The sequence below is a fragment of the Noviherbaspirillum sp. ST9 genome (assembly GCF_048799745.1).
In the GTDB taxonomy this organism is placed as follows: Bacteria; Pseudomonadota; Gammaproteobacteria; order Burkholderiales; family Burkholderiaceae_D; genus Noviherbaspirillum.
In genome coordinates, this window is the sequence record NZ_JBLWFR010000003.1 from 526,807 (window position 1) to 539,978 (window position 13,172).

Annotated in this window: 11 protein-coding genes; 8 read left to right on the forward strand and 3 right to left on the reverse strand. The window is 59.3% G+C overall.

Annotated features, from left to right (window positions below):
• Positions 1-7: 7 nt before the first annotated feature.
• Complete coding sequence (locus ACNOHI_RS08815; RefSeq protein ID WP_088710646.1) at positions 8-997, reverse strand: malate dehydrogenase; 990 nt, start codon at positions 995-997, stop codon at positions 8-10.
• A 287-nt stretch (positions 998-1,284) separates the two neighbouring features.
• Here ACNOHI_RS08815 and ACNOHI_RS08820 point away from each other — a divergent pair, with 287 nt between their 5' ends.
• The 7 genes from ACNOHI_RS08820 to gltA all read left to right on the forward strand — a co-directional run bounded on the left by ACNOHI_RS08820 (position 1,285) and on the right by gltA (position 7,261).
• Entirely contained in the window at positions 1,285-2,076 is a 792-nt protein-coding gene (locus tag ACNOHI_RS08820; protein ID WP_420474360.1) for a GntR family transcriptional regulator, read from the forward strand.
• Between the two features lie 142 nt (positions 2,077-2,218).
• On the forward strand, positions 2,219-2,629 hold the full coding sequence (gene sdhC, locus ACNOHI_RS08825; protein ID WP_420474289.1) for a succinate dehydrogenase, cytochrome b556 subunit: 411 nt from the start codon (positions 2,219-2,221) through the stop codon (positions 2,627-2,629).
• Positions 2,630-2,631: 2 nt separating this feature from the next.
• The gene (gene sdhD / locus ACNOHI_RS08830) at positions 2,632-3,000 is read left to right on the forward strand and encodes a succinate dehydrogenase, hydrophobic membrane anchor protein (RefSeq protein ID WP_420474290.1); all 369 of its coding nucleotides are present in this window, start codon (positions 2,632-2,634) and stop codon (positions 2,998-3,000) included.
• Positions 3,001-3,002: 2 nt separating this feature from the next.
• Positions 3,003-4,781 (forward strand): succinate dehydrogenase flavoprotein subunit, encoded by a 1,779-nt coding sequence (sdhA, locus tag ACNOHI_RS08835; RefSeq protein ID WP_420474291.1) that lies wholly within the window; start codon positions 3,003-3,005, stop codon positions 4,779-4,781.
• A 9-nt stretch (positions 4,782-4,790) separates the two neighbouring features.
• Positions 4,791-5,501, forward strand: coding sequence for a succinate dehydrogenase iron-sulfur subunit (locus ACNOHI_RS08840; RefSeq protein ID WP_420474292.1), 711 nt, complete (start codon positions 4,791-4,793; stop codon positions 5,499-5,501).
• Between the two features lie 100 nt (positions 5,502-5,601).
• The gene (locus tag ACNOHI_RS08845; protein ID WP_420474293.1) at positions 5,602-5,871 is read left to right on the forward strand and encodes a succinate dehydrogenase assembly factor 2; all 270 of its coding nucleotides are present in this window, start codon (positions 5,602-5,604) and stop codon (positions 5,869-5,871) included.
• Between the two features lie 76 nt (positions 5,872-5,947).
• The gene (gene gltA / locus ACNOHI_RS08850) at positions 5,948-7,261 is read left to right on the forward strand and encodes a citrate synthase (protein ID WP_420474294.1); all 1,314 of its coding nucleotides are present in this window, start codon (positions 5,948-5,950) and stop codon (positions 7,259-7,261) included.
• Between the two features lie 99 nt (positions 7,262-7,360).
• Here the strand turns inward: gltA and ACNOHI_RS08855 are convergent, their stop codons facing one another.
• Both ACNOHI_RS08855 and ACNOHI_RS08860 read right to left on the reverse strand, forming a co-directional pair.
• Positions 7,361-9,520, reverse strand: a complete 2,160-nt coding sequence (locus ACNOHI_RS08855) for an exonuclease domain-containing protein (RefSeq protein ID WP_420474295.1) — start codon at positions 9,518-9,520, stop codon at positions 7,361-7,363.
• Positions 9,517-9,891, reverse strand: a complete 375-nt coding sequence (locus ACNOHI_RS08860) for a response regulator transcription factor (protein WP_420474296.1) — start codon at positions 9,889-9,891, stop codon at positions 9,517-9,519. Before ACNOHI_RS08860 ends, ACNOHI_RS08855 begins: the two co-directional genes overlap by 4 nt.
• Positions 9,892-10,262: 371 nt before the next feature.
• Here ACNOHI_RS08860 and ACNOHI_RS08865 point away from each other — a divergent pair, with 371 nt between their 5' ends.
• On the forward strand, positions 10,263-13,118 hold the full coding sequence (locus ACNOHI_RS08865) for a 2-oxoglutarate dehydrogenase E1 component (RefSeq protein ID WP_420474297.1): 2,856 nt from the start codon (positions 10,263-10,265) through the stop codon (positions 13,116-13,118).
• The last annotated feature ends 54 nt before the right edge of the window (positions 13,119-13,172 follow it).

A 13,172-nucleotide genomic window follows, 5' to 3' on the forward strand; every position in this document is an offset into this window, starting at 1 on the left:
GCGGTGATTAGCCGACGAGGTGCTTCACGCCGTCGCGCTCTTCCTGTAGCTCTTTCAGCGTCAGGTTGATGCGCTCTTGCGAGAAGGCGTCGACTTGCAGGCCCTGGACGATCTTGTATTCGCCATTCTCGGTCGTGACCGGGAAGCCGAACATGGTGCCTTCCGGAATGCCGTAGGAACCGTCGGACGGGATGCCCATGGTGGTCCACTTGCCGTTGGTGCCGAGGACCCAGTCACGTACGTGATCGATCGCTGCGTTGGCCGCGGAAGCGGCGGAAGACAGGCCGCGTGCTTCGATGATCGCTGCGCCGCGCTTGCCGACGGTCGGCAGGTACACGTCCTTGGTCCATGCTTCGTCGTTCACCAGGGCCTTTGCCGGCTGGCCGTCAACGGTTGCGTGGGTGAAGTCGGCGTACATGGTCGGGGAGTGGTTGCCCCAGACGCACAGCTTTTCGATCGAGGTGATCGGCTTGCCAACCTTGGCTGCCAGCTGGGACAGCGCGCGGTTGTGGTCGAGGCGCAGCATGGCGGTGAAGTTCTTGGCCGGCAGGTTCGGTGCCGACTTCATGGCAATGTAGGCGTTCGTGTTGGCCGGGTTGCCGACAACCAGAACCTTGACGTTGCGCGATGCGACAGCGTCGAGAGCCTTGCCCTGGACGGTGAAGATCTGTGCGTTGGCTTCGAGCAGGTCCTTGCGCTCCATGCCCGGGCCGCGCGGACGTGCGCCAACCAGCAGGGCAACGTCGGCGTCCTTGAATGCGGTCATCGGATCGCTGTGCGCGGTCATGCCGGCCAGCAGCGGGAATGCGCAGTCGTCGATTTCCATCATCACGCCCTTGAGCGCCTTCTGTGCCTTCTCGTCCGGGATTTCCAGGAGTTGCAGGATGACAGGCTGGTCTTTGCCCAGCATATCGCCGTTGGCGATGCGGAACAGCAGGGAATAGCCGATTTGGCCGGCGGCGCCAGTAACAGCAACACGCATGGGGGCTTTAGCCATGATGAATCTCCAAAGTGGGAATGAAAGGGGAAACCGTATGAATTATTCGGCAAGCCTGTAATAATAACGCCGATTCCACACCTGATCACGGCCGAATCCCTCGCCATGCCAGGGATGGTGCGTCGCAATAACCGGAGCTTCTCACGGGCTTGCATGCTGCCAATATTGCAGGCGAGTGTATGCTTGCATGATCGCTCTGTCAATGACTATCATATATCTTATATAAGACATATCAGTTATACATTTTGCTGGACGGCAATCGGGGTTTTGTGGTGAAATCGCTGATTATGAGTTCAGCCCCGACCAACCTGACAACCAATGGTGCGCCAAGCGCCGGGGCTGGTCTTTCCGCTTCCGGAACCTCTCCCACTTTTAGTCCCCTTTACCAGCAGATCAAGGCTCTTATTACGCAGAGCCTGCAGTCGGGTGAGTGGAAGCCGGGCGAATTGATTCCCAGCGAAGTGGAGCTCGCAAACCGATTCAAAGTCAGCCAGGGGACGGTCCGCAAGGCGATCGACGAACTGGCTGCGGAAAACCTTGTGGTGCGCCGCCAGGGCAAGGGCACCTTCGTTGCAACGCACCACGAGGCGCGTGCGCAATACCGTTTTCTGAGGCTCATGCCGGATGCCGGCGAGCCGCACAATGCCGACAACAAGATCCTTGAGGTCAAGAGACTGAGAGCGCCTGCAGAAGTTGCGCGCCTGCTGGATATCAAGTCGGGTGATTCCGTCATTTTCATCAAGCGCGTGCAGTCGTTCGACGGCGCGCCGACCATCGTCGAAGAGCTCTGGCTCCCGGGTGCAATTTTCAAGGGCCTGACGGCCGAGCGCCTGGTCGAGTACAAGGGGCCGATGTACGGATTGTTCGAAACCGAATTCGGCACGCGCATGATCCGCGCGACTGAAAAAATCCGTGCGGTTAGCGCAGACGAGGGTACGGCCGAGTTGCTGAGAGTCGAAAAGCAGACGCCCCTGCTCAATGTTGAGCGTGTCTCCTTCACGTATGGGGATCGACCCGTGGAGGTTCGTAGGGGGCTTTACTTGACTGATCGACATCATTATCAGAACGAACTGAGTTGAGATTGATGCTGTAGCTGATTTAGGCAATACCGGATAGCCACTCTTGACAATTGGAAATTGTGCTTTCCGCGAAGGTTGCTATTGGTGTGATGCACAAAATCGGCGAAAATTACGGGATTTTCAAGCCCTGGGAGGTAATGTCATGTCCGAAGCCGTGAACAAAAACCGGCGCAAATACGGCGTAATGAGCTTTGCTCAGACCGTCCATTACCGGCTGCCGTTGGCCGGTATCGTATCGATCCTGCATCGCGTCAGCGGCATGCTGATGTTCCTGCTGATCCCCTTCGTTCTGTATCTGCTCGACAAGAGCCTGACTTCAGAAATCTCCTTCGAATACTTCAAGGGATTCACCTCCCACTGGTTCGTCAAGCTGGTGATCCTGGCGCTGGTCTGGGCCTACCTGCATCACTTCAGCGCCGGCGTGCGCCACCTGCTGATGGACCTGCACATGGGTCTGGACAAGGACAGCGGCCGCAAGTCCGCCGTTGCCGTGTTCGCCGTCAGCCTGCCGCTGGCGCTGCTGGTTGCATTGAAATTGTTCGGAGCATTCTAAAAATGGCAAATAATAATATCGGACCGAAGCGCCTCGTCGTTGGCGCGCACTACGGCGTCCGCGATTGGCTGGCCCAGCGCCTGACTGCAATCGTGATGGCGGTGTACACGGTCATTCTGCTGGTGGCATTTCTGACGGGTAGCAACTTCTCCTACGAAGGCTGGGCGGGCCTCTTCGCGCATCAGTGGTTCAAGATCGTGACCTTCGTGACCTTCCTTTCGCTGCTTTACCACGCCTGGGTCGGCATGCGTGACATCTGGATGGACTATGTGACCGCATCGGTCGGTCTGCGTCTCGTATTTCACGTTGCGACCATCCTGTGGCTGGTCGGTTGCGCTGGCTGGGCCGCGCAGATTATCTGGAGAATGTAATCGTGGCAGCAATCAAGCAAAAACTTCCCGTCCGCCGTTTTGATGCGGTCATCGTCGGCGCCGGCGGTTCCGGCATGCGCGCTTCCCTGCAACTGGCAGAAGCGGGCCTGAACGTAGCAGTCCTTTCCAAGGTTTTCCCGACCCGTTCGCACACCGTTGCCGCACAGGGCGGTATTGGTGCATCGCTCGGCAACATGTCCGAGGACAACTGGTACTGGCACATGTTCGACACCGTCAAGGGCTCGGACTACCTCGGTGACCAGGACGCCATCGAATTCATGTGCCGCGAAGCACCGAAGGTCGTGTACGAACTCGAGCACTTCGGCATGCCGTTCGACCGTAACCCGGACGGCACGATTTACCAGCGCCCGTTCGGCGGCCATACCGCCAACTTCGGCGAAAAGCCGGTGCAACGCGCTTGCGCCGCAGCTGACCGTACCGGCCACGCGCTGCTGCACACGCTGTACCAGCGTAACGTCCGCGCCAAGACCCACTTCTTCGTCGAGTGGATGGCGATCGACCTGATCCGTGACCAGGATGGCGACATCCTAGGCGTCGTCGCGCTGGAAATGGAAACCGGCGACGTGATGATCCTCGAAGCGAAGACCACCCTGTTCGCCACCGGCGGTGCAGGCCGTATCTTCGCGGCATCGACCAACGCCTTCATCAACACCGGCGACGGCATGGGCATGGCTGCACGTGCAGGCCTGCCGCTGCAGGATATGGAATTCTGGCAGTTCCACCCGACCGGCGTGTCCGGCGCAGGCGTGCTGATCACTGAAGGCGTGCGCGGCGAGGGCGGGATCCTGATCAACGCCAACGGCGAGCGTTTCATGGAGCGTTACGCTCCGACGCTGAAGGACCTGGCTCCGCGTGACTTCGTGTCCCGTTCGATGGACCAGGAAATCAAGGAAGGCCGCGGCTGCGGTCCGAACAAGGATCACGTGCTGCTTGATCTGCGTCACATCGGCGCCGACACCATCAAGAAGCGCCTGCCGTCGATTCTCGAAATCGGCCACAAGTTCGCCAACGTCGACGCAACCAAGGAACCGATCCCGGTCGTTCCGACCATCCACTACCAGATGGGCGGCATCCCGACCAACATCAACGGCCAGGTTGTTGCACCGAAGAACGGCAGCATGAAGGAAGTCGTCAACGGCATGTACGCCATCGGCGAATGTGCTTGCGTCTCCGTACACGGCGCGAACCGCCTCGGCACCAACTCGCTGCTCGACCTCGTCGTGTTCGGCCGTGCTGCCGGTAACCACATCGTTGCGCAGAACCTCAAGCAGAAGAGCCACAAGGCACTGCCGGCAGATGCTGCCGACCGCGCCATGGAACGCCTTGCCCGCCTCGAAACCAGCGCCGGCTCCGAGCGTGTCCAGGACGTCGCCAACGCGATTCGCTCGACGATGCAACAATACTGCGGCGTGTTCCGTACCGACGAACTGCTCCAAACCGGTGTCAAGAAGATCATCGAGCTGGACGAGCGCCGCAAGCATGTCTCGTTCAAGGACAAGTCGAAGGTATTCAACACCGCACGCGTCGAAGCGCTCGAGCTGGACAACCTCATTGAAACTGCGAAGGCAACCATCATCTCTGCAGCAGCACGCAAGGAATCGCGCGGCGCCCACGCCCACCGCGATTACGAAAAGCGTGATGACGAGAACTGGATGAAGCACACGCTGTGGTTCTCCGAAGGCAACCGCCTCGACTACAAGCCGGTCAACACCCAGCCGCTGACCGTTGAAACCTTCAAGCCTAAAGCACGTACTTTCTAAGGTAAGAAAATGGCACGTACCCTGAAATTCCAAATTTACCGTTACGATCCGGACAAGGACGAAAAGCCCTACATGCAGGATCTGACGGTGACCCTGCAAGACACCGACAAGATGCTGCTGGACGCACTCCAGCGCATCAAGGCCGACGTGGACGATTCGCTGGCGCTGCGCCGCTCCTGCCGTGAAGGCGTGTGCGGTTCCGATGCAATGAACATCAACGGCAAGAATGGCCTGGCCTGCACCACCAACCTGAATGAACTGTCCGAGCCGATCGTTCTGCGTCCGCTGCCCGGCCTGCCGGTCATCCGCGACCTGATCGTCGACATGACCCAGTTCTTCAAGCAGTACCACTCGATCAAGCCGTACCTGATCAACGACACTATTCCGCCGGAGAAAGAGCGTCTGCAATCCCCGGCTGAACGTGAAGAGCTGGATGGCGTCTACGAGTGTATTCTGTGCGCATGCTGCTCGACCTCCTGCCCGTCGTTCTGGTGGAATCCGGACAAGTTCGTTGGCCCGGCCGGCCTGCTGCAAGCCTACCGCTTCATCGCTGACAGCCGTGACCAGGCAACCAGCGAGCGCCTGGACAACCTGGAAGACCCGTACCGTCTGTTCCGTTGCCACACGATCATGAACTGCGTCGACGTTTGCCCGAAGGGCCTGAACCCGACGCGCGCGATCGGCAAGATCAAGGAATTGATGGTTCGCCGCGCAGTGTAAGTGTCAAGAAAGGGCGGAAGCGCATACTGCTTCCGCCTTATTTCATGAGCTTTCCGGTAATCACTTCGGAAGGCTCCTGAAATAGAGTGAATGAGGAATTATGTCTGTCAATCATCAAGCTGACCCGGTAAAGCGAGCCCGTTTGCGTTGGAGGGCACGTCGCGGTCTGCTCGAAAACGACCTGATCATCACGCGTTTTCTCGACGTACATGAAGCTACTTTGACGGATGAGGAAGTGGACGCGTTTTCGCGACTGATGGAACTTGCCGACAACGAACTGATGGACTTGCTGCTGGCTCGCAAGGAACCGTCTGGCGATGCGGACCTGCCGCACGTACACGCGCTGCTCGCGCGCCTGCGTGCCGCCTGATACTGGTACTACCCCGGTTTTTGTATTTCGGTTTTTTTTGCAATCGACTCACCCCTCCTCACTAGAAGGAAGAGACATGACCAACTCTGATACCAAAGCAACACTGTCGTTCTCTGACGGTTCCCCGTCGCTGGACCTCCCGATTTACAAGGGCTCCATCGGCCCGGATGTCATCGACATCCGCAAGCTTTATGGCGCAACGGGCAAGTTCACGTATGACCCCGGCTTCATGTCGACTGCAGCCTGCAACTCGTCGATCACCTACATCGACGGCGACAAAGGTGAGTTGCTGTATCGCGGCTATCCGATCGAGCAGCTCGCGGTCAATTGCGACTTCCTCGAAACCTGCTACCTGCTGCTGAACGGCGAACTGCCGAACGCAGCACAGAAGGAGAAGTTCGTCAGCACCGTGACCAACCACACGATGGTGCACGAGCAGATGCAATTCTTCTTCCGCGGCTTCCGTCGCGATGCGCACCCGATGTCGGTGCTGGTCGGCACCGTCGGCGCGCTGTCGTCGTTCTACCACGACTCGCTTGACATCAACGACCCGCATCACCGCGAAGTGTCGGCTATCCGCCTGATCGCCAAGCTGCCGACGCTGGTGGCAATGGCGTACAAGTATTCCGTCGGTCAGCCCTTCGTGTATCCGCGTAACGACCTGTCCTACAGCGCGAACTTCATGCGCATGATGTTCGCCACCCCGTGCGCAGAATACAAGGTCAACGACGTCCTGGTCCGCGCGCTCGATCGCATCCTGATCCTGCATGCCGACCACGAACAGAATGCGTCGACCTCGACGGTTCGCCTCGCAGGTTCGTCCGGCGCCAACCCGTTTGCCTGTATCGCTGCCGGTATCGCTTGCCTCTGGGGCCCGGCACACGGTGGCGCGAACGAAGCTGCACTGAACATGCTGGAAGACATCCAGAGGCAGGGCGGCGTCGAGCGTATCGGTGAATTCATTGCACAGGTCAAGGACAAGAACTCGAACGTCAAGCTGATGGGCTTCGGTCACCGTGTCTACAAGAACTACGACCCGCGTGCGAAGTTGATGCGCGAAACCTGCTACGAAGTGCTGAACGAACTGGGCCTGCATGACGACCCGCTGTTCAAGCTCGCCATGGCGCTCGAGAAGATCGCCCTGGAAGACGATTACTTCGTCCAGCGCAAGCTCTACCCGAACGTCGACTTCTACTCCGGTATCGTCCAGCGCGCGCTGGGTATCCCGGTCTCGCTGTTCACCGGCATCTTTGCGATGGCGCGTACCGTCGGTTGGATCGCTCAGTGGAACGAGATGATCTCGGACCCGGAACAGAAGATCGGCCGTCCGCGTCAACTGTTCGTCGGCTCGCCGAAGCGTGACGTGCCGCCGATCGCCAAACGCGGCTGATAGGCATTACGGGCAGGATGACGTCCTGCCTGGCTCTGCAAAAAAGAACCCGCGGGAGCTTTCCGGCTCCGGCGGGTTTTTTCTTGTGCTGACGGAAAATCAGTAGTTCAGTTTCGCGTAGAAATTGCGCTCGGCAGCTTCCCGAGCCTGGCGCAGCGTGCGAATGCCCTTTTCCTGGAGAAGGGGAAGCATCTTGAGGAAGATTTCACCGGTTACGATGGCGTCGCCCAAGGCAGTATGCCGTCCTGCGATGTGGACACCAAGACGTTCGGCAATCGCCTCAAGCCGATGTGACTCCTGGTTAGGATGGATGAGGGCGGAGAGCAGAAGCGTGTCAAGGACCGGCTGGCGGAATTCGACTCCGGTCTTTCCTTCCTTCATTTGAAGGAAGCGCATGTCGAATGCGGCATTGTGAGCAACGAGGACCGTATCCTCGCAGAAGGCGTGAAAGTCAGGCAGCACGCGCTCGATACGTGGGCGGCCTGCAAGCATGTCGTTTGTAATGCCATGGATCTTTGCGGATTCCGGCGCAACCGGACGCCCGGGATCGATAAGGCAGTCGAAGACCTCCCCGCGCAGCAGGCGGCCATTGACAATGCGTGTCGCGCCCAGTTGGATGATTTCATCTCCGGCGGTTGGATCGAGCCCTGTTGTCTCCGTATCGAAGACGGTGTACGTCAACTGAGTCAACAGCCGGTCGTCCAGTGCGCGCGACTCTGCTGTCTGACGGAATAGGTCAAAGTCATAGTATTCCGGCCGTCCTTCTCCGCGGTGCGTTACAGATGCGGCCGTTGCCGGCGCGGGTGCGGCAGGCACGAGCAGGCGAAAGAAGGAGCGATGGGAGGCCTTGTCGCACTGGAACCAGATCTCGCCGTTGTGTCGTTCAACCACTTCTCGCAATGTAAGCGGGCTGTTTTCACCGCCCTCGGTCAGCGGATCGAGTTCCCACCCAACCAACGTTTCCGGACTGATGATAACGCCTGACCATGAGAGGTCGAGGTGGACGAGTCTCTCGGAACGGACGAGTCGAAAACGTACCTCGCGTACCTCGAACTCCTCTTTCAGCCGCGCGGCAAGATAGCAGACAACCTGCAGCAGGGAGTAACTGTCCGCCTTGATCCATAAGTCCTCGTCGATGTCCTCGGTCTTGGTAAGAAGGCCAAGCCTTTGCTCGATGCGTTGACGTGCCGCCTGGACGAGGTCGACACCCAACATATCGTCCAGCGGCCACCGCGCCTTCAGCGCCCCGGCGAACTCATTCGCCGTCCTGTCGAGCCGCGCGCCCATGACCTCTACCTCATCGCGCACAATGCCGAGGAAACGGTCGCGCTGTGCCGCGCTCATGTCCGGGTACGAGAGCAGATTTTCGACTGCCGCCCGGACGCTGGCGAGCGACGAGCGGCTGCCTTCTGTCAGGGATTGCAGCACCATGTCGCGCTGGCTCTCGAGGTCGAAACGCCGCGTGATGTCCTCCAGTGTCAGCACATAGCCGCCAACTTCCGGCTTGCCGTCTCCATTCAGGTGCATCACGGGCGCCATCTGGGCGCGGATCAGTTGTGCGTTCTGCGCTGAAGTAACAAAGTTCGCGATCGGTTGCGCATCGCCTGCGTCGAGTCGCTGATGAATCCGGTCGATGCCGTGCGTAATCAAACTGCGCTCCAATACGGCGAAAATGGAGCGTCCGAGGCCGACCGGGGAGTTGCCTGCCGAGTCGGCGCCGCCCTCAGGGGCCTGGAACATCATCCGGGCACGATTGTTATAGAGCAGAATGCGGCCGTCTCCGTTGCAGACAATGACGCTTTGGCTCAGCTCCGACATCAGCGCGGCAAATCGGTTTTTTTCCTCTTCGATCGCTGCCTTGGCGTCGGCGATTTTTTCTTGCACGTCGTGCAGCAGGGCATCTCGTTCGTCCGCGAGCTGGTTGATGGTTGTCGTCAAGCTGCGCAGCTCCGCAGAGCCTTCCTGCGGGAGCCGGACGCGGTTGTTCGCGGCCACGATGACACCCAGTTTTTCGCCGAGGCGGAGCGGCGCGCTGACGTAATGCCTGTACAGGAATTCGAACGCCAGTCCAATTGCCGCGAGCGCAGCCAGCAAGATGAAAATGATGAGTGCCTCGCGTCCGTCCAGGATGTGAAGGACGGCCCTTTGCTCGTCCGGCCCGAGTGTGGCCCATAGGACGACGTACAGGAGAATGGTGACAGCACCAAGGAAAGTGTACAGCGCGGCGAGCGCTGCGATGAATTTTCTCTTCTCGTTCATTGATGGACGCCGAGAAGCTGATTGACCTGATGCACCAGCTCCTTGCTTGAAAACGGTTTGGTCAAGTAGGCATCCACGCCTAGCGCCCGCGCCTTGGCAATGTCGGTGTCGCGGCTCTTTGCGGACAGCATGACAATTTTTACCTGCTGCCATCCGGGATCGCTTCGAATATGACGGCAAACCTCGTAACCGTTCTTGCCAGGCATCATAACGTCCAGCAATACAAGATCCGGCCTCCCGGATTTCATTGCCTTTATGGCAGCGTCGCCGTCGGCGGCTGTGACGACTTCGAATCCTTCCCGCTCCATTAAAAATTCGAGTGAAGCGACGATATTGGGCTCGTCGTCGGCGATCAGGATGCGCTTCCCCATGTCTTCTCAATTCTTCTAAGGCTTCATTTTGCTGCAGGGTGCCATACGCGCCTTACAGCTTGCTGATAAAGCGGGGAGGGGATGAAATTAATTTGGCGTAACCATGCGTTTTTGCTGCTTTGCGGCATAACGGTTTCTCTTTTTGCAAGCGCATGGGCGGGGTGAAAAAAAGCCGTTGCAAGCGCGGCAAATTGGCCAAGTTAGCGGTTACGTTGACCTTGATAAATATGTTATGCTCGCGCTTCGTAACACCTCAGGTCACGTAGCCCTTCCCCCACAACTTGATGTGCGATCCGCTAACCGGTCAGGCCGTGTCGCGGAAGGTTAGATTAACCCGCTAATCTCGCGAAACGCGAAGAAAGGTGAGCAAGATGATGCAACAGTCGTTCTCCAATTCATATCTGTTTGGAGGCAACGCACCGTACGTGGAAGAACTGTACGAAGCGTACCTCAACAACCCTGGTTCCGTTCCCGATAACTGGCGCGCGTATTTCGATGCGATGCAGAATGTTCCCGCCGTCGACGGCTCGAACAAGCCTGACGTTGCCCACGCTCCGGTCATCGCTTCGTTCGCAGAGCGCGCAAAGCAAGGTCCGATCCGCACCGTCACCGCTTCCACGGACGCCGAAATGGGCCGCAAGCGCGTGGCAGCCACGCAGCTGATCGCAGCCTACCGCTTCCTCGGCAACCGCTGGGCCAACCTCGACCCGTTGCAGCGCCAGGAGCGCCCGAACATTCCGGAATTGGAGCCGAGCTTCTACGGTTTCACCGATGCCGACCAGGACATCGTGTTCAATATCAGCAACACGTACTTCGGCCCCGAAACTGCCACGTTGCGCGACTTGCTCCAGGCATTGCGCGATACCTACTGCCGTTCCATCGGCGCCGAATTCATGTACGTCAGCGACCCCGCACAGAAGCGCTGGCTGCAGGAACGCCTTGAGTCGGTTCGCTCCACCCCGAATTTTTCGCCCGAGAAGAAGAAGCACATCCTCGACCGCCTGACCGCGGCCGAAGGCCTCGAGCGTTACCTGCATACCCGCTATGTCGGCCAGAAGCGCTTCTCGCTCGAAGGCGGCGAAAGCTTCATCGCCTCCCTGGACGAAACCATCCAGCGCGCCGGCGACAAGGGCATCCAGGAAATCGTCATTGGCATGGCCCACCGCGGCCGCCTGAACGTGCTGGTTAATACCCTGGGCAAGATGCCGCAGGATCTGTTCGCCGAGTTCGAAGGCAAGCACGCCGACGACCTCCCCGCCGGCGACGTGAAGTACCACCAGGGCTTCTCGTCCGACGTGTCCACCCCCGGCGGTCCGGTCCACCTGTCGCTGGCGTTCAATCCGTCGCACCTCGAAATCGTCAACCCGGTCGTTGAAGGTTCGGTCAAGGCGCGCATGGACCGCCGCGGCGACAAGGACGGCTCGCAAGTCATGCCGATCCTGGTCCACGGCGATGCCGCATTCGCAGGCCAAGGCGTTGTGATGGAAACGCTGAACCTTGCGCAGACCCGCGGCTACGGCACGGGCGGCACGGTTCATATCGTCATCAACAACCAGATCGGATTCACCACCTCCGACCCGCGTGATTCCCGTTCGACGCTGTACTGCTCCGACGTCGTCAAGATGATCGAAGCACCGGTGCTGCACGTGAACGGCGATGATCCGGAAGCCGTGATCCTGGCAACCCAGATCGCCCTCGACTACCGCCTCGAATTCAAGAAGGACGTGGTCGTCGACATCATCTGCTTCCGCAAGCTGGGCCACAACGAGCAGGACACCCCGGCGCTGACGCAGCCGCTGATGTACAAGAAGATCGGCAAGCACCCGGGCACTCGCAAGCTGTACGCCGACAAGCTGGTCACCCAGGGCACGATTCCGGCCGACGCAGGCGACGCCATGGTCAAGGCTTACCGCGACGCGATGGATGCCGGCAAGCACACGGTCGATCCGGTTATCTCCAACTTCAAGAGCAAGTATGCGGTCGATTGGATGCCGTTCCTCAACCGCAAGTGGACGGATGCCGCTGACACCGCCGTTCCGCTCGCAGAACTGAAGCGCCTGGCTGCACGCATTACCACTGTGCCGCAAAACTTCAAGGTCCACCCGCTGGTCGAGAAGGTTCTGGCAGATCGCGCTGCTATGGGCCAGGGCGACATGAATCTCGACTGGGGCATGGGCGAACACCTCGCCTACGCATCGCTGGTCGCGTCCGGCTATGCTGTCCGTCTCACTGGTCAGGATGCAGGCCGTGGCACCTTCGTTCACCGTCACGCCGTGCTGCACGACCAGAACCGTGAGCGTTGGGACGCAGGTACTTTCATCCCGCTGCAAAACATCTCCGAAAACCAGGCTTCGTTCAACGTCATTGACTCCGTGCTGTCCGAAGAGGCGGTGCTCGGCTTCGAATACGGTTATTCGACCGCAGAGCCCAATACGCTGACTATCTGGGAAGCGCAATTCGGTGACTTCGCCAACGGCGCCCAGGTCGTGATCGACCAGTTCATCAGCTCCGGCGAAGTGAAGTGGGGTCGTGCATCGGGTCTCGTCATGATGCTGCCGCACGGTTACGAAGGCCAGGGTCCGGAGCACTCCTCCGCCCGTCTGGAGCGTTACCTGCAGCTATGCGCGGACAACAACATGCAAGTGGTGCAGCCGACCACGGCAGCGCAGATTTTCCACCTGCTGCGCCGCCAGATGATTCGCCTGTTCCGCAAGCCGCTCGTCATCATGACGCCGAAGTCGCTGCTGCGTAACAAGGACGCCGGTTCGCCGCTGTCCGAACTGGCCAAGGGCCAGTTCCAGACCGTCATCGGCGAGGTCGACGAGAAGATCGATCCGAAGAAGGTCAAGCGCGTGGTTGCCTGCTCCGGCAAGGTCTATTACGACCTCGTCAATGCACGCAAGGAGCGCGGCGCTTCGGACACCGCGATCATCCGTATCGAACAGCTCTATCCGTTCCCGCACAAGGCATTCGCCGCAGAACTGAAGAAGTTCCCGAACTTCGCGGAACTGGTGTGGGCGCAGGACGAACCGCAGAACCAGGGCGCGTGGTTCCAGATTCAGCACAACATTTTCGAGAATCTGGAAGACGGTCAGAAACTGGCATACGCAGGCCGTCCGGCCAGCGCGTCGCCCGCTGTCGGCTACTACGACAAGCACTACGCGCAGCAAAAGGCGCTGATCGACACCGCGTTCTCGAAGCTCAAAGGCTTCGTCCTGACGAAATAAAGACCCGACGGCGCGCCAGAAGCTGGCGCGCCGCACGAACAACCCGAAACGGAG